Below are 22354 nucleotides of genomic sequence, written 5' to 3'. Positions count from 1 at the left end.
CCCCGCGTCATCAGAAGAACAGTGACGGATCGCCCGCCCGTTTGGTCAGGCGACCGTTTGCCATAATGCCCATGGTTTCCAGCCAACGTTCAAACTCCGGCGACGGACGCAGGTTCAGCAGCTGACGCACGGTCGCGGTGTCGTGGAAGGCGGTGGTCTGATAGTTGAGCATGATGTCGTCACCGAGCGGCATGCCCATGATGTAGTTGCAGCCAGCGGTGGCGAGCAGAATCATCAGGTTTTCGTTAAGGTTCTGGTCAGCATCAGCATGGTTGGTGTAGCAGCAGTCGCAGCCCATCGAGATGCCGCTCAGCTTGCCCATAAAGTGATCTTCCAGACCCGCGCGAATAATCTGACGGTCGTTGTAGAGATACTCCGGCCCGATAAAGCCCACCACGGTGTTCACCAGGAACGGATCGTAGTGGCGTGCCAGCCCGTAGTTACGCGCTTCCATCGTCACCTGATCGGCGCCGAAGTTCGCGCCCGCGGAAAGCGCAGACCCTTGCCCGGTTTCGAAGTACAGGCAGTTTTCCCCGGCGATACGGTTGAACTCAGCGCCCACTGCACGCGCTTCATCCAGCATGGCCAGCTCAACGCCAAACTCTTTTAAGCCTTTTTCGCTACCGCAGATACTCTGGAAAATCAGCCCGCCCGGCGCACCGCGACGAATCGCTTCGATCTGGGTAGTCACATGTGCCAGTACGCAGCCCTGGGTCGGGATGTTGAATTTGTCGATAACGCCGTACACGGTATCCAGTACGCGGCTTAAGTTTTCCACGTCATCCGTTACCGGGTTAACACCAATCACCGCATCGCCCGCCCCGAAGGACAGCCCTTCGTAGATTTGTGCCGCAATACTCTGCACGTCATCACGGGTGTCGTTCGGCTGTAAACGGCAGCTGAAGGTGCCCGGCAGACCGATGGTGGTATTGGCCTTTTTGATCACCGGCATTTTCTTACCGCCGTAGATCAGGTCCGCGTTAGAGCAGATTTTTGCTACCGCAGCGACCACTTCCGACGTTAACCCTTTGCGCGTAAACGCAATGTCATCAACGGAGGTTTCATCGCTCAGCACGTACTCGCGCAGCTCGCTGATACTCCAGTTTTTGATACGGTTATATGCCGTTTCGTTGACGTCATCCTGAATCAGACGCGTTACACAGTCCTCTTCATAGGAAATCACCGGGTTATTGCGGATATCCGCCACCGTCATTTCCGACAGTACCTGCTTGGCCGCCACGCGCTCCTGCGAACTGGTTGCAGCCACTCCTGCCAGCACATCCCCCGAACGCAGTTCGTTGGCTTTTGCCAGCACCTCTTTAACATCCTTAAACTGATAAACATTGCCGAACAATGTGGTCTTTAGTTTCATAAGTCGTTCCCTCAGGAAGGAAATGCGAGTGATTTCACCGTCACCGGCACAACCGATCCGCCAAAAAGAGGCGTACCAATGTCGATATAGTCCCCCGCCCGGACAACCACCTCATCGATGACTGCCAGCGGGTGTTGCTGTAACTGTGGGCGTAACAGCATGCCCAGGGCCTTACCAAAATCCTGCTCGGCTACCACCAGCAGGGGGTGCGGATTCGGATAGCGCGCGACGAAGGCCAGCAGCGCATCAATCACCGTTAACAGCGCGGCGTAGCGCACCGGCAGTGAACCGGGCAGCGCCAGCACGTAGGCGTCTGTTTGCGGGTCAAGATCGAGCTGCATTAGCGCCTGTTGCCAGGCGGCCACCAAATCAGCCTCATCAACCGGAATCGCCACCGGCAGATTGCGCAGCGGAAGCGCCACACCTTCCAGCCAGATAGTGCTGCCCGAAAGCGACAGCGTATGCGCACCGGCGCCAATCACCGTGGCGCGCACGGTTTGCGCCGGGAACTGCACGTTCATCTCACGCAGGCGCGGATGTTCATGCAGCGCCGTCGCTAACAGCGGGCCAATGTCGGAAAAACAGAACGGATCGGCAGGTTGGTTGCGGTAGCATTCGCCCACCCCGCCGGACAACGTAATCACTTCCGGCTTCACGCCCGCCGGTAACAGGCCGGTTTGCATCAGCGCCTGCGCCAGCGGTGATAACGTGCCGTCAATCACCTCCACAATCAGCGCCGCCATCCGTCGGGCTACCTGAACAAGCTGCGCCGCATTGAGAGTTCGGGCATCAGTGCCCGGACCAAATACGTCATCAACAATCATCTGTCCCGGCTGATGCGCATGCACAACGCGCCCCTGGCCATCCGTTTCCAGCAATCGTCCGCCGACGTTGAGGCAAGCCGAACCGCTGACCTTTCCGGCATCGAACAGAACGTAGTTCGACGTACCGCCACCGATGTCGATATTCAGTACGCGGCACAACTTCTGCTCTGAAAGGGTTTGTGCCCCCGCACCGTGACCGGCAATCACTGATTCCAGATGCGGACCGGCGCTGGCAACCACGAAGTCCCCCAGAGACTGAGAGAGCGCCATCACCGCCGGACGCGCATTTCGGGTTTTGGCACTTTCTCCGGTGATGATGATCGCGCCGGAATCGACAATCTCAGGCGCAATACCCGCCGCCTGATACTGGGCGAGGATCAGCGCCTTAAGTTCGGCCTCTTTCAACCCGCCCTGCTTATCAACGGGGGTAAAGAACACCGGGCTTTGCCAGCTAATTTCGCGTTTGATGAATTCGTAGCGCGGCACCTGCGACACTGCCGCACGGTTAACCAGTTCAAGGCGCGAGAAAATCACCTGAGTGGTAGTGGTGCCGATATCGATACCGACGCTCAGTAGCTGGCGAGTATTCACGATTGCGCCTCCGGGTTGGTTTCTACTTCTGCTGGCACATCTTCATCTTTCGGTACCAACAGCATAGCCACACCAATCGCCGTCACGCCGCCAATCAACTTGCCGACAATCATCGGGAAGATCATCGCGTTCATGTTGGCAGCGGCGAAGCCTAAGTGGTCACCCAGTGCAAAGGCCGCGGAGACCGCAAAGGCGCAGTTGATCACTTTGCCGCGGGTATCCATATTCTTCATCATGCCGAACATTGGAATGTTGTTCGCCAGCGTCGCGACCATACCAGCAGCCGCAATATTATTGATTTTTAACAGGTTACCGACGCTCATCAGCGGTTTTTCAAACCAGCGGGTCAGCAGCAGTACCATTGGGTACGCACCGAGCAGTACGCAGGAAATAGAACCGATCACTTCGATGGCGCGCATCACTTCACCCGGCTTGTCGCCCGGAGCCATGAAGATAGGATCAAGACCTGGGATCAGCTCCCAGCCGAGCAGGAATTTGACCACCGCTGCTGCCAGGCCAATGGTGATCAGCGCCACCAGGAATTTCGCGAAGATCTGGAAGCCGTTGATCATTTTTTCCGGGATGAATTTCAGTCCCAGCGCCACCAGCACAGCCACGATCAACACCGGGATCATATTCATCAGGATCAGCGCGAAGGTGAATTCCACCGGCTGCCCGTTGATTTCGACGCCGGAGTACATCGCAATCAAACCGCCCGCAATACAACCAATCGGAATGGTGACAATACCCGCCAGCACGCCCAGCGCCAGATAACGACGGTCAGACGGTTCAATAATCCCCAACGCAACCGGAATGGAGAAGACCAGCGTCGGCCCCATCATCGCCCCGAGGATCAGGCCAGAGTACAGCCACGCCGCAACGTCGCCGCCCGCCAGTTCTTTCGCCAGGAAGAAGCCGCCCATATCGCACGCCAGCAGCGTTCCGGCAAACATCGACGGGTTCGCGCCCAACATTTCATACAGCGGAATAATTACTGGCCCGAGCACATGCGCCAGAACCGGTGCCAGCGCGGTCATACCGACCATCGCCAGGCCCAGTGCGCCCATCGCCATAAAACCTTCTTCAAACTGGCCGCCCGATCCCTCAATACTCTTACCGAACTTCCCGAGGAAGCGTGCCGAACCGCCGAACTGCGACAGGATCCTGTCCACGGCGGCAATCAGCATAAAGAACATCATGATGTACATGATGATTTCGTTAATTCCCATAGCCCCTACTCCCTGTCATTTGTGATTTGTAGGCCGGATAAGACGTTTACGTCGCCTCCGGCATTAACGCCGTGTTATTGCCGGATGACGGTGCGAGCACCTTATCCGGCCTACAGGCATTACCCAGCAGCCGCGTACAGGTCGATGATATGTGCCTGCGTGGCGGTGCGTGGGTTACTGCGAATACAAATATCCTCCAGCGCAGCGTGAGCCCATGCGCTGTACTGCTCGGGCTTTGCCCCAACGTCAGAGAGTCGTTTGGTCTGGCCCACTTCGCTAATCAACTCGCTGACCGCGTTGATAGCATCACGATCGTCCGATTTCTTGTTGGTTAACGCGCGTCCGATATGGCTGAAGCGCTCACGACACACCATGCGGTTGAACCCCATTACCGTAGGAAGCAGCATGGCGTTAGCCTGTCCGTGTGGAATGTGCAACGTCGCCCCCGGCTGGTGCGCCATCGCATGGCACAGGCCAAGCCCAGCGCTGGAAAACGCCATCCCGGCCATACAGGAAGCCAGCAGCATGCTTTCGCGCGCCGCCAGATCCTGACCGTAGCCGACGGCCTTCGGCAGCGATTTACCGATCATCGCTATCGCGCCAATCGCCAGGCTGTCGGTAAACGGCGTCGCGTTCAGTGCGCTATACGCTTCAACGGCGTGCGTCAATGCATCAATCCCGGTCATCGCCGTTACGTGTGCAGGCACGCCTTCCGTCAATGCGGCGTCAAGGATCGCCACATCCGGCATCAGGGTTGCGTGGGCCAGCACTTTTTTGAGTCCGGTCGCGGCGTCGATAATCACCGTGACGTTCGTGGTTTCTGAACCCGTTCCGGCGGTAGTCGGTACGGCAATCAGCGGCAGACGCGGGCGTAACACGCTGCGCTCGTCCATGTCAGCCAGCGTCTGGGTAGGATTGGTCACCAGCAACGCCACTGCCTTGGCGGCATCCAGCACGGAACCGCCGCCGAAAGCCACGACACCGTCGCACTTTGATTCACGCAGTTGCGCGACTGCCGCGCAGACGTCCGTAATGCACGGTTCACCTACCGGACATGGCCACAGCGTCATTGCCACACCTTTCATCGCCAGGCTGCGCTCCAGTGCGGCGGTCATCCCCGCCTGATGCAGAAAGCTGTCAACCATGACGAACATATGCGTCAGTCCGCGCGTTTGTGCTTCCTGTCCGCAGGTACTGAGCGCTCCCAGTCCACATAACGTAACCGGGGGAACGCTAAACGTTTTTACGCGTTGCAGATTCAGGGTATCGAATGCCTGAAAGAGCGCGGTCTGCAATTCAGCTTGCATAGATTCCTTCCGCTTTTTCTTTTCCGCTGTTTGCAATCGCCAGCGGAGTCATAAACAGGCTGTGCTGGGGTAAATGCACCTGCAGTTCCGGGAAACGCTTACGGAACAGTTCATCAACGCCCGGCTGCATACAGGAGCCACCCGCCAGCCACAAATCAGCGACACTCTGTCCGGCAATATGGTGCGCCACGATTTCTGCCATCTTTTCGTAGACAGGCTTCACCACCGGCCAGATTTCTTTGCCATTGCTGCGCTTGTACTGCTCGGCTTCCTCCAACTGGATACGACGGTTCCCGGCCAGCGTCAGAGAGATATGGTGCCCGCCGGTCGCTTCATCAGCGGAGTAAGTCACTTTTCCCTGTTTAACAATTGCAATCCCGGTAGTGCCACCACCAATATCCACCACGCCGGCGTTATCAAGCTGCAACAGATCCGCCACCGCGGTTGGTTCGTCGAGGACATGGCTCACTTCAAGCCCGGCAGACTCCAGCACGTTAATAGAGATGCGTGGGTCAGTTCCCGGTGGAAACGAGGTTGCCGCATGGGTAAAACGGCAACCCAGCTGTTGTTCGAGCGTATCGAGATGGCGACGAACGATGGTCACCGCACCAAAGAAATCCCAGACGATGCCATCGCGCACGACATCGGCCCAGTCCAGGCAAACCGCGACCGGCTGTCCGTCACTGTCCACAACCATCGACACCACATCACACGTTCCCAAATCAATGCCCAACCACAGCGGTGAATCGCTCTTTGCGGGCGTCTGGTTACATAGCGTTGCCGCTTTTAGCAGTCTGGGTGTCAACCAACGTTGTTCGTCGTGCGCCATCTCATTTACTCCTTATACAATTCTGAAGGCGTCTACCAACACACAGCGACGCAGACGCACAAACGTACGCGCACTGGTCACCCCTTCCCCGGTTGGTGTGGTAATGGTCATCGTGGTCCAGCCTTCACCGCCCAGTCCAAGACCGGCAATGCACGGTCCGTTCTTAACGAAGATGCTGGTATCAATGGCGTTTGCCATACGGTTCATATTTTCGATATTGCGTGAGTGCATCGCCGCCGTATGGTGGCAGCCGCCTTCCAGCTTGACCGCCAGTTCAATGGCTTCATCGACGTTGGCAACCCGTACGACCGGCAGCACCGGCATCATCAGTTCGGTAACGGCAAACGGATGCGTCGCTGAGGTTTCGACGAATAACAGACGGGTTTGCTCCGGTACGTTCAGACCAATCGCCGCAGCGATTTTTCCGGCATCGCGTCCGACCCAGTCACGACTGACCGTGCCTTTACCGCGCTCATCGATATTTTTCAGCAGCACCGGCTGCAGCTGTTCGGCCTGAGCAGCGGTCAGTTTCACCGCATGCTGGCTTTCCATCAGACGCATCAGTTCATCAGCGACGCTATCGACCACGATCAGCACTTTTTCGTCGGCGCAGATGATGTTGTTGTCAAACGATGCACCTTTGACTATCGACTGCGCCGCACGTGCCAGGTCAGCCGTTTCATCAACCACCACTGGCGGATTACCCGCACCAGCGGCAATCAGACGTTTGTTGGTGTGCTTACGCGCGGCGTCCACTACGGCTTCACCACCGGTCACCACCAGCAGGCCGATACCTGGGTACTTGAACAGACGCTGGGCAGTCTCGATATCCGGGTTGGCAACCGTCACCAACAGGTTTGCCGGACCGCCTGCGGCAACCACCGCCTGGTTAAGCAGAGTGATAGCGCGCTGAGAGACTTTTTTCGCCGCCGGATGCGGTGCGAAAACCACGCTGTTACCAGCGGCAATCAGGCTGATGGCGTTGTTAATGACGGTCGCGGCCGGGTTGGTGGATGGGGTTACCGAGGCCACCACGCCCCACGGCGCGTTTTCAATCAGCGTCAGACCGTTATCGCCGGTCAGAACCTGTGGAGACAGGCATTCCACACCCGGCGTGCCGCGCGCCTGCGCCACGTTTTTGGCAAATTTATCTTCGACGCGTCCCATGCCGGTTTCAGTGACGGCAAGTTCCGCTAATTCTCTGGCGTGCTTTTCGCCCGCCTCACGTAGGGCCGTGATAGCCAGTTGGCGCATGGCGACGCTTTTCAGCCCCTGCTGGGCCAGTTTTGCTGCCGCCACTGCGTCATCCAGGGAGGCAAAAACGCCCATTTCTTGAACGGCACTGACGGGTTGGCTGCTGTCTTTCATTTTCAGCAGTACCGCTTTCACGACCTGTTCAATATCCTGTTGATTCATGATTTTCTGCCTTATTTATGGAAGATCACCTGACCACCTGCCACCACTTCATCGACAATGCCAATCACGCACAGATCGACAGGCGATGATTCATTCCGGTGCGCCTGACGGGCGGAGCTTCCGCTGACCAGCAGCACCCACTCTCCGGTTCCCGCCCCGATGCTGTCGATAGCAACAGCACATTGCCCATCGGGATTTCCCTGGGCGTCAATCATTTCCACCATCAGCAACTTGTCGTGCGCGAGCCCCTGATGGCGTACGGTACAAACAATTTGTCCTGTAACGATTGCCAGTTTCATACGCGCCTCCGTGGCATATTTCAGGTAAAACCTCCCCCTACCCTCCGCAGAAGGTAATGTGAAAAGGAGAGAGGGTGACGCCAGCAATGAAGTCTGTGGCGTCACATGGACGACTTACATGTCGTTGCTGTCGCCTTTAAAGCTGATCGGGAACACTTCTTCCAGATCGCCGTGCGGACGTGGGATCACGTGTACTGAAACCAGCTCGCCAATACGCTGTGCTGCCGCAGCACCTGCGTCCGTTGCAGCTTTACATGCCGCTACGTCGCCACGGACCATGGCAGTGACCAGACCGCCACCGATCTGCTTCACGCCAACCAGTTTCACGCGTGCCGCTTTAACCATTGCGTCAGAAGCCTCAATCAGTGCAACCAGGCCCCGGGTTTCAATCATTCCTAATGCTTCCATTGTGTTTTCCTCTCATTAAGGGGTCCAGAACGGGACCTAAACAACCAGTGTTTGTGAGGCGTTTTCACGACTCACGTCAGTCTGGCGCGGCACTGCTGCCACCAACGCCAGTTCGATAATTTCCTGTACGCTACAGCCACGAGAGAGGTCGTGAAGCGGTGCGGCAAGCCCTTGAATCAACGGACCCACTGCGCGATACCCTCCCAGACGCTGAGCGATTTTGTAGCCAATATTGCCTGCCTCGAGCGATGGGAAGACCATCACATTGGCATTGCCCTTTAACGGACTGGCGGGCGCTTTTTGCGCAGCGACATCCGGAACAAAGGCGGCATCAAATTGCAGTTCTCCGTCCACGGTAAGCTGCGGGGCACGCTCACGAACGATCTCGGTCGCCTGCTGCACGTTAGCGACGTTAGGATGGCGAGCACTGCCATTGCTTGAAAACGACAGCATGGCGACGCGCGGCTCTTCACCAGTGATCGCCTGCCATGTCTGTGCGCTGGCAATCGCAATATCCGCCAACTGTGCGGCGGTGGGCTGCGGTACGACGCTGCAATCGGCAAAGCCTAATGACGGCCCAAGGTACTGCGGCAGCATCAGGAAAATTGACGACAGCGTTTTACAGCCAGGCTGTAGCCCGATAATGCGTAATCCGGCACGCAGCACGTTCGCTGTTGATGAGAGATTGCCCGCAATACAGACGTCAGCTTTACCCGCGCTGACCATTGCAGCGGCGAACATCAGCGGATCGTTGAGTTTTTCCAGCGCATCCGCAGGCGTTTTATCTCCCGCGCGGGCCAGCCAGCGCAGCGCAAACTCTTCGCGCATTGGCTGATTGCTTTGCGGATCGATAACCTGAATACCATCCATTGCCACCCGGTGGCTGAGGGCAAACTGGCGCAGCGCAAACGGACTGGCGACGAGAATGGGATGTGCCAGACCGTGCTGATGCAGGTAATTCGCCGCCTTCAGCACCCGGACATCCAGCGCATCCGGGAACACCACCCGTGCAGGTGAGCGTTGGGCGAGTTGACGAGCACGTTCAATGATCATTGCTTCTCCCCCAGTCGCTGTTGAATTTGGTTAACCGTCAGCGGATGCTTCGCAACGCTCAGAATCATCATCACGTAGACCGTACTGGAAAGGCGATTGAGCGCCTGCATAATGTCCGGTCGCATAACCTCAAAACTGCGAGTGATGAACACCTGGGCCGCCACCGTCTCCGTTTCACGGACTTTGGTACGCAGCAAATTAAGCAGCGCGCAATCACGTCCGTGGCTGGCCTCCGGCACCAGATGGTCGTGGTCCAGATAGCGCAGCGGTTGATGCGAAAGACGGTGTAAATCTTCGTCACTTAAACCCACGACAGCTTGTGCTGCCAGCGGCTCATCCATGGCATCAGCGCGCATAATATTGCCCAGGCGCGAGCGGATATCCGCCAGCCACGGCTGCCACGGTTCTGCCATCTCAATCTGCAACCACACGGCCACGGCGATGGTGCTGTCCAGCGCGGCGCGAAATCCCAGACGCGGATCGCTTTTGGCGACCATCTTGTCCGCCGTCAGATGCGTCAGGGTGTCCGGTTTCTTCACCACCGGTTGATGACACAGTTCGCAGCTGGCCTGTGGATGCGTATCTCTGCTGGTTAATCCATGCACCGGCTGCGGCTGCTGTTCTTCGTCATCAATAAACAGGCTGCCCTGCTCGTCGATAAACTTAATACGCAGATGTCGGCTTTCCAGTAATTCCCGGGCAGACGGCGTCAGGCGAGCGTCAGCGGGGAGATGAATTTCAGCCCCTTCGCTGAGCGTATGATTCGCTCTGAGCCATGCTTCGGTAATGAAATCCTTCATACATCCGCCTTAGCAGGACTGCCAGTTCGCAGGCCAGGCCACATACAGAAACTTCACCGTCGATGGCGTACCAAATTCGATGCTGGAACCTTTCGGGATAAACATTACGTCCCCGGCTTTTGCAATCATGGTTTCGCCTTCGTGGCGAACGTGCAGCTCGCCTTCCAGAATCATGTCGATTTCGTCGTAGTTCAGCGTCCATGGGAAAAAGGCGTTATCCCACTGCATAAACCCGGCGGCCATACTGCTACCGTCCTGGTCGGTCACCAGATCGGTTAAGCCCACGCAGTGCGGCTGCGCGCCGTCAAAACGACCAAACTTCACGCTGCTGCCGTCGATGACTTTGACGCCGCCTTTGCCGGTTACCGAGTTAAAGCTCGGCTGCATTCCGCCCTGTTCCAGCGACTGCTTCTCCTTCATAACTTTGTCCATCAGCTGGGCGACCAGGCTTTCGGTAAACTGCCCTTCCGGTAACTGCGCAATGATGGTTTCGCGAATGCGCTGGCTTTCCGTTTTGCCATCATCAACCGCCGCCGGTACAGCAGCAGTTGACGCGGATTCCTCGCATTCACTGATGGTAACGCCCAGCAGCTCCGCAACTTCGCGCGCCTCCGGGGTGATGATGCTGGCGCGCAGAACAACCGACATTTCCTGTTCGCCGCGTGCGTGGGCCGCACGAATATCATTAGCTGTGATGAGTTTTTTCACCTGCCCTTTCCTCCTTTTGGCTGAGCTCAGTCAGATAATCCACCAGGTGCTGCACGCTACGCGGGTCATGGCTATTGAGCTCAAAAATCGGCTCCTGAAACCCCATCCCGCGAAGTAGTTGTCGCGTTGCGGCGACGTCGGCATCCGGCATGTCCGTTTTACTGATAACGGCGATTTGTCGTTTACTGGCGCCGATATCCAACAGCCCGGCAGGTAAGCGACTTTCTTTATCATTTGCCGCGTGTATATAAATCAACGTATCAACATCCTGCAGCGTGGTAATTAAGGCGTGATACCAGCGCGGATGGCTAAAATATTCCCCTGGCGTATCGATATCGCCATTTTCATTAAACTCCACGGCCTGTGTTTTTCTGGCGAGGGAATAATTCCCCTGTAGCGCATTAAAGAGCGTTGTTTTCCCCGCCCCCACCGTACCGACAAATGCAATACGTTTCATCGCCGCCTCTGATTAACTTTTTGTCAGGTTGCACAAAGTGAAATTTAATAATCGACCCAGACCGCTTACCGTCTGTAATAACGCTTCTTCTACTGCGCCTACCGAACCGTAGATCACCAGTGCGCCGCTGAATCTATCGAGAAAACCGATATGTACATCCGCCGCCTTCATGGCTAAGTCACCGGCAATCATCGCGGTTTCGCCTGGCGTCAGCGTCATGATGCCGATAGCGCCCGCTTCGGGAACGCCGATCTTTTTCGCTAATTCCTCGCCGGGGTGCGCAATGAGATGCGCCAGTGTGACCTGTTTCCCCGGCACAAATTCCTGAATAATGCGTTCTTTTTCCATTGCTCACCGCCTCCGCTAAAACTGCCCTCATCGTGGCAATTTTTTGTCAGAGTAAATAACAAAATTCGGCAACCAGGTTTAAAAGGTGAAGTAGATCACTAAGAAAGGGAAAATAAAAAGGCGCGGGAGAAACCCGCGCCGGAAATAAATTAAAGTGAAATTACAGCGGCTGCGTTTGGGCTTCTACAACCGCCAGCGCCACCATATTAACGATACGACGAACAGAGGCGATCGGCGTTAATACGTGAACCGGTTTCGCAACCCCCATCAGCACCGGGCCAACCGTTACGCCTTCAGAACTGGAAACGCGTAGTAAGTTGTAACTAATACGGGCCGCTTCCATATTTGGCATCACCAGAATATTCGCTGAGCCTTTCAATGGACTGTCCGGCATGCGGTCATTACGGATGCTTTCCACCAGCGCGGCATCGCCGTGCATTTCGCCGTCAATCATCAACTCTGGCGCACGCGCCTTAATCAGCTCCAGCGCGTCGCGCATTTTGCTGGCCGACGGGCAGTTAGAGGAACCAAAGTTGGAGTGCGACAACAACGCCACCTTCGGTTCAATACCAAAGCGGCGCACGGTCTCTGCCGCCATCACGGCGATTTCCGCCAGTTGCTCAGGCGTAGGATCGTCGTTGACGTAAGTATCGGCGATAAAGGTGTTACCGCTTGGCAGCAGCAAGGCGTTCATCGCTCCGGCAGTATGCACGCCGTCGCGATGACCAAACACCTCTTTTACCACGCTGAAGTGCTCATGGTAGTCGCCAATCGTACCGCAGATCATCGCATCCGCTTCGCCGCGCTGTACCATGATTGCGCCGATCACCGTGGTGTTGGCAATCACCGCACGCTGCGCCTGCTCCTGGGTAATCCCACGACGCTTCATAATCTGGTAGTACTCGCTCCAGTACTCTTTAAAGCGCGGATCGGACTCATTGTTGACGATTTCAAAATCGACACCCGCTTTGATCTGCAGACCCAGCTTCTGGATACGCATTTCAATAACGCTCGGACGCCCGATCAGGATCGGTTTTGCCAGCCCTAACGTGATCAGCTCCTGGGTAGCGTGCAGTACGCGCGCTTCTTCCCCTTCGGTCAGCACCACGCGCTTCGGCGCTTTGCGTGCCAGGGAGAAAATCGGCTTCATGAACAGGTTGGTTTTGTAGACGAACTCGGTCAGCTTATCGATGTAAGCGTCAAAATCGGCAATCGGACGCGTTGCCACGCCGGAGTCCATCGCCGCTTTCGCCACAGCAGGGGCGATTTTGACGATCAGACGCGGGTCGAACGGTTTCGGAATGATGTATTCTGGGCCGAAGCTCAGGTCCTGATCGCCATAAGCAGAGGCCACCACTTCACTCTGCTCGGCATGCGCCAGCTCAGCAATGGCGTGCACCGCCGCCAGTTTCATCTCTTCGTTAATGGCCGTCGCACCAACGTCCAGCGCACCGCGGAAGATGAACGGGAAGCACAGGACGTTGTTAACCTGGTTCGGGTAGTCGGAACGACCGGTACAGATGATGGCGTCGGAACGTACCTCTTTTGCCAGCGGCGGCAGGATTTCCGGTTCCGGGTTAGCGAGAGCCAGAATCATTGGCGCACGCGCCATCTTCTTAACCATTTCCTGGGTCAGCACTTTCGGGCCCGAGCAGCCGAGGAAAATGTCTGCACCATCAATAACATCATCCAGCGTGCGCTTACCATCATCCACCACCGCGTAAGCCGCTTTGGTTTCCGCCATGTTCGGTTCGCGGTCTTTGTAAATCACGCCTTTGGAGTCACAGACCACAATATTGTGTTTCTGCATACCCAGCGCTACCAGCAGGTTCATACAGGCAATCGCCGCCGCACCTGCACCAGACACCACCATGCGCACGTCAGAGATATTTTTCTCAACCACCCGCAGACCGTTCAGAATTGCGGCAGTACTGATGATTGCCGTACCGTGCTGGTCATCGTGGAAGACCGGAATATTCATGCGTTCGCGCAGTTTTTGCTCAATGTAGAAGCACTCCGGCGCTTTGATATCTTCGAGGTTGATACCGCCAAACGTGGGTTCCAGGGCCGCAACCACATTGATAAATTTATCCGGATCGAGTTCATCGACTTCAATGTCGAACACGTCGATCCCGGCGAATTTCTTAAACAGAACGCCTTTACCTTCCATCACCGGTTTGCCGGCCAACGCGCCAATGTTGCCGAGACCCAGCACCGCTGTACCGTTGGAAATAACCGCAACCAGGTTGCCGCGCGCGGTGTATTTGTAGGCTGCCAGCGGGTCCTTTTCAATTTCAAGACACGGTGCAGCCACGCCCGGCGAATAGGCCAGCGCCAGGTCGCGCTGCGTTGCCAGAGGCTTGGTTGGAGAAACCTGGATTTTACCGGGTACCGGAAATTCGTGGAAATCGAGGGCGCTTTGTTTTAACTGGTCATCCATCTTGTTGTTCCTTTCACGTATCTATCAAAAAAGTGGCGCGGGTAACCATTCTACTGAGCCGCACATTATCACCTCAGTCAACGGCACAAACTTTGAAGGTCCCCAAACTCTCACCATTCAAAGAAAGAATTTGTTATCAATTTATAACAGCCATGTTACCTGCTTAATCCAGCAATACCATGCTTGTCTGCTATGCTTTTTGCTGACAACGGCCGCAATTTTCCCAAAAGTGTGAATCACAACACGCATCTAACACTTTACTTTTCAAGGAGTATTTCCTATGACCCGTAAAGAGCTTGCCAATGCCATTCGTGCGCTAAGTATGGATGCCGTCCAAAAAGCAAACTCCGGCCACCCTGGAGCACCAATGGGGATGGCCGATATCGCCGAAGTGCTGTGGAACGATTTTCTACGCCATAACCCGGCCGATCCCACCTGGTACGATCGTGACCGGTTTATTCTGTCCAACGGCCACGCCTCAATGCTGCTTTACAGCCTGTTGCATCTTTCCGGTTACGACCTGCCGATCGAAGAATTAAAGAACTTCCGTCAGCTCCATTCGAAAACGCCAGGTCACCCGGAAATTGGCTACACACCGGGCGTGGAAACCACCACCGGACCGCTGGGCCAGGGGTTAGCCAACGCCGTCGGCATGGCCATTGCCGAGCGAACGCTGGCAGCGCAGTTTAACCAGCCAGACCATGAGATTGTTGACCACTTTACCTGGGTCTTTATGGGCGACGGCTGTCTGATGGAGGGTATTTCACACGAGGCTTGTTCGCTGGCGGGCACGTTGGGGCTTGGCAAACTCATCGGCTTCTACGATCACAACGGCATCTCGATTGATGGCGAAACCGACGGCTGGTTTACCGACGATACTGCAAAACGCTTTGAGGCTTATCACTGGCATGTGGTGCACGAGATTGACGGTCATGACCCTGAGGCGGTGAAAAAAGCCATTCAGGAAGCGCAGGCTGTTACCGATAAACCGTCGCTGATTATCTGCCGCACGGTGATTGGTTTTGGCTCACCAAATAAAGCCGGAAAAGAGGAAGCGCACGGCGCTGCGCTGGGCGAAGAAGAGGTGGCGCTGACCCGGCAGAAACTGGGGTGGCATCATCCTGCTTTTGAGATCCCCAAAGAGATTTACCGGGCGTGGGACGCACGCGAGAAAGGCGAAAAAGTGCAACAGGGCTGGAAGGAGAAATTCGCAGCTTACCAACAAGCCTACCCGGAACTGGCGGCAGAGTTTACTCGCCGGATGAGCGGTGGACTGCCGAAGGAGTGGGAGGCAACAACCCAGAAATATATTACCGAGCTGCAGGCTAATCCGGCCAAAATCGCCACCCGTAAGGCCTCGCAAAATACCCTTAACGCCTACGGGCCTATACTGCCTGAGCTGCTTGGCGGATCGGCGGATCTGGCCCCCAGCAACCTGACCATCTGGAAAGGCTCCTCCTCTCTTAAAGAGGATCATGCAGGAAACTACATCCACTACGGCGTGCGTGAATTTGGCATGACCGCGATTGCCAACGGTATCGCGCACCACGGGGGCTTCGTACCGTACACCGCTACGTTCCTGATGTTTGTCGAATATGCCCGTAATGCCGCGCGTATGGCGGCGCTGATGAAAGCCCGACAAATCATGGTTTATACCCACGACTCAATTGGTCTGGGGGAAGATGGTCCTACGCACCAGGCCGTTGAACAGCTCGCCAGCCTGCGTCTGACGCCTAATTTCAGCACCTGGCGACCATGCGATCAGGTTGAGGCGGCGGTAGGCTGGAAGCTGGCAGTCGAACGTCACGACGGGCCAACCGCGCTGATCCTCTCGCGGCAGAATCTGGCGCAAGTTGAGCGCACGCCTGAGCAGGTACAGCAAATTGCCCGCGGCGGCTATGTGCTGAAGGACGGCGGCGGTAAGCCGGATGTTATTTTGATTGCTACCGGTTCAGAAATGGAAATCACGCTACTGGCAGCGGAAAAACTGACCGGCGAAGGTCGTAACGTGCGGGTGGTTTCTCTGCCCTCAACCGATATCTTCGACGCCCAGGATGAGGCGTACCGGGAATCGGTCCTGCCAGCAAACGTCAGCGCGCGTGTGGCGGTAGAAGCAGGGATTGCCGACTACTGGTACAAATATGTCGGGCTGAAAGGGGCAATTGTTGGGATGACGGGTTATGGGGAGTCGGCTCCGGCGGACAAGCTGTTCCCGTTCTTCGGCTTTACGGTAGATAACATCGTCGACAAAGCGCACAAGATGCTTAACGCGTGATCCACAGCGTGGGCCAGGCATCTGGCCCATGCCAGTTATCGCAGCTTGGCTCCTGGGCATAGCGCACCAGGCGAAAACGTTGCCCGTCGTAGCGCCAGCGGGTCTGGATACCGCAATCTGCCAACCCTCGCCCTTTAGCGAGGGTGACCAGCTCCCGCGACTTCTCGTCAAACGTCGCGTTGGTCAGCTCCATATCGCGACTTTCTGTATCCGTTTTAAACGGCAGGTTTAACCGTACCGCGCGTGAAGTCAACGGAGTCGTACGTGAAACCACCCACGCCAGATCGATGATGTTATACGCCCCGGCCTCACAGCCAATCATCAGCAGCGCTTTATCATCCGTTAGGGCCGTGACGCGCATCTCGCGACGCAGCGGATCGATAGAGCAGCGAATACCGTTGATCCGCCAGTTACCATAGTCCAGCAGTTCACTGCGCTCCTGCTGTGTGAGAGGCGTTGGCGTTGGATTAATGACCGCTACACCTTTCAGCGCGGGGGCCGGGGGTACGCTGAGCGGAGGCTCGTCACCTTTTTCAATCCATGCGGTTTCGCTCCCCACCCGTTTTTGCTGGGCGTCGATAAACAACAACGCGGCTTTTAGCCCGACCAGCGAAAGGTTTTGCGCACCTTTTTGCAGGGTAATCGCCTTCGCGTCCTGTACGGTTTGTAAAAATGCGCTGATGGTGGCGGGATCATCGGTCGTCAGCTGCCAGGGAGTTATGCGCCAATGTTCGCCGCTCAGCGAGAGTGGCGCACCATCCAACAGCAGACGCGGCGCAATATCGCTCTCTTTGACGCTGGACGATTCCAGCCCGCCCAGCTCAATACGCAACACGGCATCGGTATATGCCCCGGCGCTGCGGCTCAAGGTCATGACCAGGCCGTGGTGCTCCCCGGTATTGCGCGCCACGCAAAAATTTTGGTTATTACACGTCACCTGCCAGTCAGAAAACGCCTGTTGCGCGGGCGCAGCCCACAGCAAACGGGCGGGTAGCAACCCGAGCAGGAAAAGGAGAATAACGCGATAGCGCATGGACGGTACAACTCCGAAGTCAAAACACACAGCCTAAGCGGTATCTTCCTTGCGCGACTGATGTGGCTCAATAAGAATCGTCGGATTGGCCGTAAATTTGTAAAGAAATATAAATCCCGCGCATTAGTCCATGAGATGCGATGACTGCAAATAGTTCAGTAATAGCACTGTTTTACCGTCACGGATCTCACCTGTTTTGATCATTTCCAGCGCCTGTGTGAACGGCAGTTCCAGAACTTCAATATCTTCATCTTCCACGCCGCCACCCGCGTTTGCACGCTGGCTGTCACTGTATTGTGCGATGAAGAAGTGGATTATTTCCGTCACACCGCCCGGCGACATGTATAGCTCAAACAGTTTACGTACTTCACCCACTTCAAAGCCGGTCTCTTCAATCGCCTCTTTTCGAATACATGCTTCCGGTTCGTCGTTATCCAGCAGCCCGGCGCAGGTTTCAATCAGTTGACCGTCTTCGTTACCGTTGACCCATGTCGCAACGCGAAACTGGCGGATGAGCACCACCGTTTTCTTCTCCGGGTTATACAGCAGGATTGTGGCGCCGTTGCCACGATCGTAAACCTCACGTTTGTGACGGATCACCTCTCCATTCTTACGGGTCAGGTCATAAGTGATATTGCGCAGGACGAAGTAGTTATCGGAAAGGACTTTATCTTTGATGAGGGTAATTTTTTGCGACATACCGGCTCCACAGCAAGAAGTGAGAAATAATACTACGCCGTGAAACCGGGTTTGTCTTGGAACAATGTAGGCCTGTTAAGCAAAGCGCCATCAGGCATTCATGCGGCACATTGCCGGATGGCAACGCTAACGCATTTTATCCGGCCTGCTCGCCGATTAATGAGATTTGACTGATTTTACGCCCAGCCAGTCGACGATCCCCTGGGCGGCGTGCCGCCCTTCCGCCATAGCCGTCACCACCAGGTCTGCACCGCGTACCGCGTCACCACCGGCAAAGATTTTCGGGTTACTGGTTTGATAACGGTATGCGCTTTCAACATCGGCGGCAATGCGCCCCCAGTTATCGACCTTAACGCCATGCGACTCCAGCCACGGCATGCCGTGTGGGTGAAAGCCAAACGCCATGATCACCGCATCTGCGGGCATAACAAACTCACTCCCGGCGATGGGAACCGGGCGACGACGGCCCTGCGCATCAGGTTCGCCAAGTTGGGTTCGTAAGAAACGCACGCCGCTGACTCGCCCATCGGCATGCAGCACCAGCTCAACCGGCTGGACGTTAAACTCGAAGTTTGCCCCCTCTTCCCGGGCGTTCTTCACCTCTTTTTTTGAGCCGGGCATGTTGGCTTCATCACGACGATAGGCGCAGGTCACCTGGCTTGCGCCATGACGCAGGGCGGTTCGCACACAGTCCATTGCCGTATCACCTCCGCCCAGCACAACCACGTTTAGTCCGGCGGTATCGATAAACGGTTCTTCAGGCAGTTCCTCCAGCCCCATCACCTGCTTGGTGTTGGCAATCAGGAACGGCAGCGCATCATACACGCCAGGCGCATCTTCATTTGGCAGGTCCGCCTTCATGGAACGATAGGTTCCTACGCCCACGAACACGGCATCGTAATCCTCCAGCAGCTTTTCAAGCGCGACATCCTTACCCACTTCACAGTTAAGTTCAAAATGAATGCCCATGGCGCTGAAGATTTCACGGCGACGCGCCAGCAGCGATTTGTCCAGCTTGAAGGCCGGAATACCGAACGTCAGCAAACCGCCAATTTCAGGATGGCGATCGTAAACGGATGTGCTGACGCCGCTGCGCGCCAGCACATCCGCACAGGCCAGACCCGCCGGACCCGCACCGATGATGGCAACACGCTTGTCCACTTTCTGCACATGGCTTAAGTCCGGTCGCCATCCTTTACTCAGCGCCCGATCGGAGATGTAACGCTCAATATTACCGATGGTGACTGCGCCATGCTCGCTACGCACCGTGCATGCCCCTTCGCAGAGTCGATCCTGCGGGCAAACGCGTCCGGTCACCTCCGGCAGGCAGTTGGTCTGGTGAGAAAGCTCAACCGCCGCGTCGATATTCCCGGCTTTGACCAGTTCAATCCACTGCGGAATGTGGTTATGCAGTGGACAGGTCCATTCGCAGATACTGTGGTCGCCGCATTTCAGGCAGCGAGAGGCTTCGCGCTCCGCCTGTACCGTACGAAACGGCAGATAGATCTCTTCAAAGCTGGTTTTCCGGGCTTCAATCACCAGTTTATCCGGCTCCCCACGCGCAGGCGTCGCCTGCATTTGCTCACGTTTAGTGATGACATGTGGAACAAAATCGGTAGTGCTGGTATGCCATGGCTGGCTTTCCAGACTTGCGGCACGCAGCCTGCGCGCTTTTGACAGACCGGTAAGCGAATTTTCCGTCACCAGCTGTAACGCCTGCGCCGGACAGTTCTCTACGCAGGCGGGTCCCTGTTCACGCCCCTGGCACAGATCGCATTTGTGCGCGGTAGCTTTCACCTTCCCTTTGGCGACGGGAGTGAGTACGATCTGCATCGTGCCGAAAGGACAGGCAACGACGCACGATTTGCAGCCAATGCACTTTTGTGAGTTCACCTGAACGCTGTCGTTATCATGGCTAATTGCCCCGTTTGGGCAACTTCTGGCGCAGGGTGCATCTTCGCAGTGGTGACAGGTCACCGCGCTGCGCTGCTGCTGATGCTTAATGACGGTAATTCGGGGCTGAAAATGCCGTTGGTCCAGGACATGCTGTTCGCCATTGTGAGCCATGACGCAGGCGACCTCACAGGCATGGCATCCCAGGCACTGCTGGCTATTGACCATAATAAAACGATTCATGGCTTCCTTCTTTTTTGGTTGCAAAAACCTTATTCTTTATAAGAGTGTTATTAACCGACACGGAAGGAAGCGGCAATGTTCATTTGCCCAGGAAGCACAACTATTTATCCAGAACCTGTGGCAGATCAATTTATTTCATCGCATATGAAATTGTGTTTCAGTTACCATCCAGTTTCATGGCGTTTTATTAACATTTATCAAATACACCGCATCGTTCACGCTGTTTTCAGGCGCGACGTGTATTGTGTGAGGATGCACAAGTGACGGTAAAGCGTCCGGTCTCGGCCAGTCTGGCTAAAGCTTTTTTCTACATAGTGCTGCTGTCAATTCTCTCAACAGGTATTGCGCTGCTCACGCTGACCAGCAGCTTGCGAGATGCCGAAGCCATCAACGTTGCTGGCTCGTTGCGCATGCAAAGCTACCGTCTGGGTTACGATCTACAAAGCCAGAGCCCGCAGCTTAACGCCCACCGCCAGCTTTTCCAGCAGGCGCTAAACTCGCCAGCACTACAGAATCTGAACGCGTGGTATGTGCCACAAGCGGTAAAAAGCCGCTATGGACGACTGCATGCTAACTGGCTGGAAATGAACGCCCGCCTGGTCGACGGCGATTTGAAATGGTACCAGGCCAACATCAACAACTACGTCGATCAGATCGATCTCTTCGTGCTGGCGTTGCAGCATTATGCCGAACGCAAAGTGATGCTGGTATTTGGCATCTCGCTGGCGGGCGGAATAGGCATATTCACCCTCGTCTTCTTTACCCTGCGGCGCATTCGCCAGCAGGTGGTGCGTCCGCTGAATAAACTGGTGATGGCCAGTCAGCAAATTGAACACGGTCAGTTTGATATCCCACCGCTGGATACCGATTTGCCCAATGAACTGGGATTGCTGGGCAAAACGTTTAGCCAGATGTCGAGTGAATTACACAAGCTGTATCGTTCGCTGGAAGCGTCTGTGGCCGAGAAAACTCACGATCTCCACGAAGCCAATCGCCGTCTGGAGGTGTTGTATCAGTGCTCCCAGGCGTTAAATACCAGCCAGATTGACGTGCACTGCTTCCGCCATATTTTACAGATCGTCCGCGAACATGACGCCGCGTATTTCCTTGAACTCACCGTCGGTGATAACTGGCGGATTAGCGAAGGGACTAAAAGCCTCGAGCTGCCGATGCAGATCCTGCCTGTCACCATGCAGGAAACCGTCTACGGCGAACTGCACTGGCAAAGTCCAAACGTCAGTGCTTCTACTCCGCTGCTCAACAGCGTCTCCTCGATGCTGGGACGCGGGTTGTACTTCAACCAGGCGCAAAAACATTTTCAGCAGCTGTTGTTAATGGAGGAGCGAGCGACAATTGCACGCGAGCTGCACGACTCGCTGGCGCAGGTGCTCTCTTATTTACGCATTCAGCTCACGCTGCTGAAGCGTTCAATTCCGGAAGATAACGCCCCGGCACAAAGCATTATGGCGGATTTCTCCCAGGCGCTGAACGATGCCTACCGTCAGCTACGAGAACTGCTCACCACCTTCCGTCTGACCTTACAGCAGGCAGACTTACCCTCCGCCCTGCATGAAATGTTGGAAACGCTGCAAAATCAAACCTCAGCTAAACTCACACTCGACTGTCGGTTACCCACGCTAGCGTTGGATGCTCAAATGCAGGTGCATCTGTTGCAGATCATCCGTGAAGCGGTGCTGAACGCCATTAAGCATGCGAGTGCGAGCGAAATTGCCGTCAGCTGCGTAACGGCTCCGGACGGCAACCACACGGTTTATATCCGCGATAACGGCATCGGCATTGGCGAGCCGCATGAGCCTACAGGGCATTATGGACTCAATATTATGCGTGAGCGGGCGGAAAGACTGAGCGGCACGTTGACCTTCTCTCAACCTTCCGGAGGGGGAACGTTGGTGAGCATCAGTTTCCGTTCGGCTGAATCAGACAGTGAGCTAACGTAAAGAACCGCAAAGCGCCGTCGGGTCTGGATCCAGGCCTGACGGCGTTGGCACGAAAGGTATGCTGTAAACGGGCATGATAATTTACATTATCTTCTTTTTTTCTCCACGTTTGACCCGTACCTTGCCGCTAAAGTGAAGCAAGCCATACCCATAACGATACGCAGAAACACGA

Annotated in this window: 19 protein-coding genes; 2 read left to right on the top strand and 17 right to left on the bottom strand. The window is 55.8% G+C overall.

Annotation, left to right across the window (positions count from 1 at the left end):
- Positions 1 to 10: 10 nt before the first annotated feature.
- The 14 genes from eutB to maeB form a co-directional block, all read right to left on the bottom strand.
- Positions 11 to 1372: an ethanolamine ammonia-lyase subunit alpha gene (gene eutB, locus OGX92_RS06250; protein ID WP_003038029.1), complete on the bottom strand. Its 1362-nt coding sequence runs from the start codon at positions 1370 to 1372 to the stop codon at positions 11 to 13.
- An 11-nt stretch (positions 1373 to 1383) separates the two neighbouring features.
- Positions 1384 to 2787: an ethanolamine ammonia-lyase reactivating factor EutA gene (gene eutA / locus OGX92_RS06245; RefSeq protein ID WP_286586332.1), complete on the bottom strand. Its 1404-nt coding sequence runs from the start codon at positions 2785 to 2787 to the stop codon at positions 1384 to 1386.
- Positions 2784 to 4016, bottom strand: a complete 1233-nt coding sequence (gene eutH / locus OGX92_RS06240) for an ethanolamine utilization protein EutH (RefSeq protein WP_003835043.1) — start codon at positions 4014 to 4016, stop codon at positions 2784 to 2786. The genes eutA and eutH overlap by 4 nt, the downstream gene beginning before the upstream one ends.
- Positions 4017 to 4135: 119 nt before the next feature.
- Positions 4136 to 5323: an ethanolamine utilization ethanol dehydrogenase EutG gene (gene eutG, locus OGX92_RS06235; protein WP_286586331.1), complete on the bottom strand. Its 1188-nt coding sequence runs from the start codon at positions 5321 to 5323 to the stop codon at positions 4136 to 4138.
- Positions 5313 to 6152, bottom strand: a complete 840-nt coding sequence (eutJ, locus tag OGX92_RS06230; RefSeq protein WP_063941690.1) for an ethanolamine utilization protein EutJ — start codon at positions 6150 to 6152, stop codon at positions 5313 to 5315. The genes eutG and eutJ overlap by 11 nt, the downstream gene beginning before the upstream one ends.
- Before the next feature lie 12 nt (positions 6153 to 6164).
- Positions 6165 to 7568, bottom strand: a complete 1404-nt coding sequence (locus tag OGX92_RS06225) for an aldehyde dehydrogenase family protein (RefSeq protein ID WP_003835050.1) — start codon at positions 7566 to 7568, stop codon at positions 6165 to 6167.
- Between the two features lie 11 nt (positions 7569 to 7579).
- Positions 7580 to 7867, bottom strand: coding sequence for an ethanolamine utilization microcompartment protein EutN (eutN, locus tag OGX92_RS06220; protein ID WP_003038011.1), 288 nt, complete (start codon positions 7865 to 7867; stop codon positions 7580 to 7582).
- Positions 7868 to 7981: 114 nt separating this feature from the next.
- Positions 7982 to 8275 (bottom strand): ethanolamine utilization microcompartment protein EutM, encoded by a 294-nt coding sequence (gene eutM, locus OGX92_RS06215; protein WP_003835054.1) that lies wholly within the window; start codon positions 8273 to 8275, stop codon positions 7982 to 7984.
- Positions 8276 to 8311: 36 nt separating this feature from the next.
- Positions 8312 to 9328: a phosphate acetyltransferase gene (pta, locus tag OGX92_RS06210; RefSeq protein ID WP_032944169.1), complete on the bottom strand. Its 1017-nt coding sequence runs from the start codon at positions 9326 to 9328 to the stop codon at positions 8312 to 8314.
- A complete protein-coding gene (gene eutT / locus OGX92_RS06205; protein ID WP_286586330.1) occupies positions 9325 to 10128 on the bottom strand; it encodes an ethanolamine utilization cob(I)yrinic acid a,c-diamide adenosyltransferase EutT in 804 nt (267 codons plus the stop codon). Before eutT ends, pta begins: the two co-directional genes overlap by 4 nt.
- A 9-nt stretch (positions 10129 to 10137) precedes the next feature.
- Positions 10138 to 10836: an ethanolamine utilization acetate kinase EutQ gene (eutQ, locus tag OGX92_RS06200; RefSeq protein ID WP_003835059.1), complete on the bottom strand. Its 699-nt coding sequence runs from the start codon at positions 10834 to 10836 to the stop codon at positions 10138 to 10140.
- Positions 10814 to 11293, bottom strand: coding sequence for an ethanolamine utilization acetate kinase EutP (gene eutP / locus OGX92_RS06195; protein WP_003037998.1), 480 nt, complete (start codon positions 11291 to 11293; stop codon positions 10814 to 10816). Before eutP ends, eutQ begins: the two co-directional genes overlap by 23 nt.
- Before the next feature lie 12 nt (positions 11294 to 11305).
- Complete coding sequence (eutS, locus tag OGX92_RS06190; RefSeq protein WP_003037995.1) at positions 11306 to 11641, bottom strand: ethanolamine utilization microcompartment protein EutS; 336 nt, start codon at positions 11639 to 11641, stop codon at positions 11306 to 11308.
- 160 nt (positions 11642 to 11801) lie between these two features.
- Positions 11802 to 14081: an NADP-dependent oxaloacetate-decarboxylating malate dehydrogenase gene (maeB, locus tag OGX92_RS06185; protein ID WP_003835063.1), complete on the bottom strand. Its 2280-nt coding sequence runs from the start codon at positions 14079 to 14081 to the stop codon at positions 11802 to 11804.
- A 280-nt stretch (positions 14082 to 14361) separates the two neighbouring features.
- Between maeB and tkt the strand changes: the two genes are divergently transcribed.
- A complete protein-coding gene (tkt, locus tag OGX92_RS06180; RefSeq protein ID WP_200921325.1) occupies positions 14362 to 16356 on the top strand; it encodes a transketolase in 1995 nt (664 codons plus the stop codon).
- Here tkt and OGX92_RS06175 read toward each other — a convergent pair.
- The 3 genes from OGX92_RS06175 to aegA form a co-directional block, all read right to left on the bottom strand.
- Positions 16346 to 17389, bottom strand: a complete 1044-nt coding sequence (locus OGX92_RS06175) for a DUF1176 domain-containing protein (RefSeq protein WP_286586329.1) — start codon at positions 17387 to 17389, stop codon at positions 16346 to 16348. The two genes, tkt and OGX92_RS06175, sit on opposite strands and share 11 nt — an antisense overlap.
- 123 nt (positions 17390 to 17512) lie before the next feature.
- Positions 17513 to 18088, bottom strand: a complete 576-nt coding sequence (nudK, locus tag OGX92_RS06170) for a GDP-mannose pyrophosphatase NudK (RefSeq protein WP_003835070.1) — start codon at positions 18086 to 18088, stop codon at positions 17513 to 17515.
- A 156-nt stretch (positions 18089 to 18244) separates the two neighbouring features.
- Complete coding sequence (gene aegA, locus OGX92_RS06165; protein ID WP_003835073.1) at positions 18245 to 20224, bottom strand: formate-dependent uric acid utilization protein AegA; 1980 nt, start codon at positions 20222 to 20224, stop codon at positions 18245 to 18247.
- 260 nt (positions 20225 to 20484) lie between these two features.
- Here aegA and narQ point away from each other — a divergent pair, with 260 nt between their 5' ends.
- Positions 20485 to 22182 (top strand): nitrate/nitrite two-component system sensor histidine kinase NarQ, encoded by a 1698-nt coding sequence (narQ, locus tag OGX92_RS06160; protein WP_286586328.1) that lies wholly within the window; start codon positions 20485 to 20487, stop codon positions 22180 to 22182.
- Positions 22183 to 22354: the final 172 nt, after the last annotated feature.

It is taken from the genome of Citrobacter sp. Cpo089 (genome assembly GCF_030332695.1).
In the GTDB taxonomy this organism is placed as follows: Bacteria; Pseudomonadota; Gammaproteobacteria; order Enterobacterales; family Enterobacteriaceae; genus Citrobacter; species Citrobacter portucalensis.
This window is presented reverse-complemented; position numbering and strand designations above follow the sequence as displayed.

Coding starts and splice junctions, on each gene's coding strand:
- OGX92_RS06175 (WP_286586329.1), bottom strand. CDS start 17,389: ATGCGCTATCGCGTTATTCTCCTTTTCCTGCTCGGGTTGCTACCCGCC.
- nudK (WP_003835070.1), bottom strand. CDS start 18,088: ATGTCGCAAAAAATTACCCTCATCAAAGATAAAGTCCTTTCCGATAAC.
- eutS (WP_003037995.1), bottom strand. CDS start 11,641: ATGGAAAAAGAACGCATTATTCAGGAATTTGTGCCGGGGAAACAGGTC.
- eutP (WP_003037998.1), bottom strand. CDS start 11,293: ATGAAACGTATTGCATTTGTCGGTACGGTGGGGGCGGGGAAAACAACG.
- eutB (WP_003038029.1), bottom strand. CDS start 1,372: ATGAAACTAAAGACCACATTGTTCGGCAATGTTTATCAGTTTAAGGAT.
- eutN (WP_003038011.1), bottom strand. CDS start 7,867: ATGAAACTGGCAATCGTTACAGGACAAATTGTTTGTACCGTACGCCAT.
- pta (WP_032944169.1), bottom strand. CDS start 9,328: ATGATCATTGAACGTGCTCGTCAACTCGCCCAACGCTCACCTGCACGG.
- eutJ (WP_063941690.1), bottom strand. CDS start 6,152: ATGGCGCACGACGAACAACGTTGGTTGACACCCAGACTGCTAAAAGCG.
- eutM (WP_003835054.1), bottom strand. CDS start 8,275: ATGGAAGCATTAGGAATGATTGAAACCCGGGGCCTGGTTGCACTGATT.
- OGX92_RS06225 (WP_003835050.1), bottom strand. CDS start 7,568: ATGAATCAACAGGATATTGAACAGGTCGTGAAAGCGGTACTGCTGAAA.
- eutH (WP_003835043.1), bottom strand. CDS start 4,016: ATGGGAATTAACGAAATCATCATGTACATCATGATGTTCTTTATGCTG.
- aegA (WP_003835073.1), bottom strand. CDS start 20,224: ATGAATCGTTTTATTATGGTCAATAGCCAGCAGTGCCTGGGATGCCAT.
- eutT (WP_286586330.1), bottom strand. CDS start 10,128: ATGAAGGATTTCATTACCGAAGCATGGCTCAGAGCGAATCATACGCTC.
- eutG (WP_286586331.1), bottom strand. CDS start 5,323: ATGCAAGCTGAATTGCAGACCGCGCTCTTTCAGGCATTCGATACCCTG.
- maeB (WP_003835063.1), bottom strand. CDS start 14,081: ATGGATGACCAGTTAAAACAAAGCGCCCTCGATTTCCACGAATTTCCG.
- tkt (WP_200921325.1), top strand. CDS start 14,362: ATGACCCGTAAAGAGCTTGCCAATGCCATTCGTGCGCTAAGTATGGAT.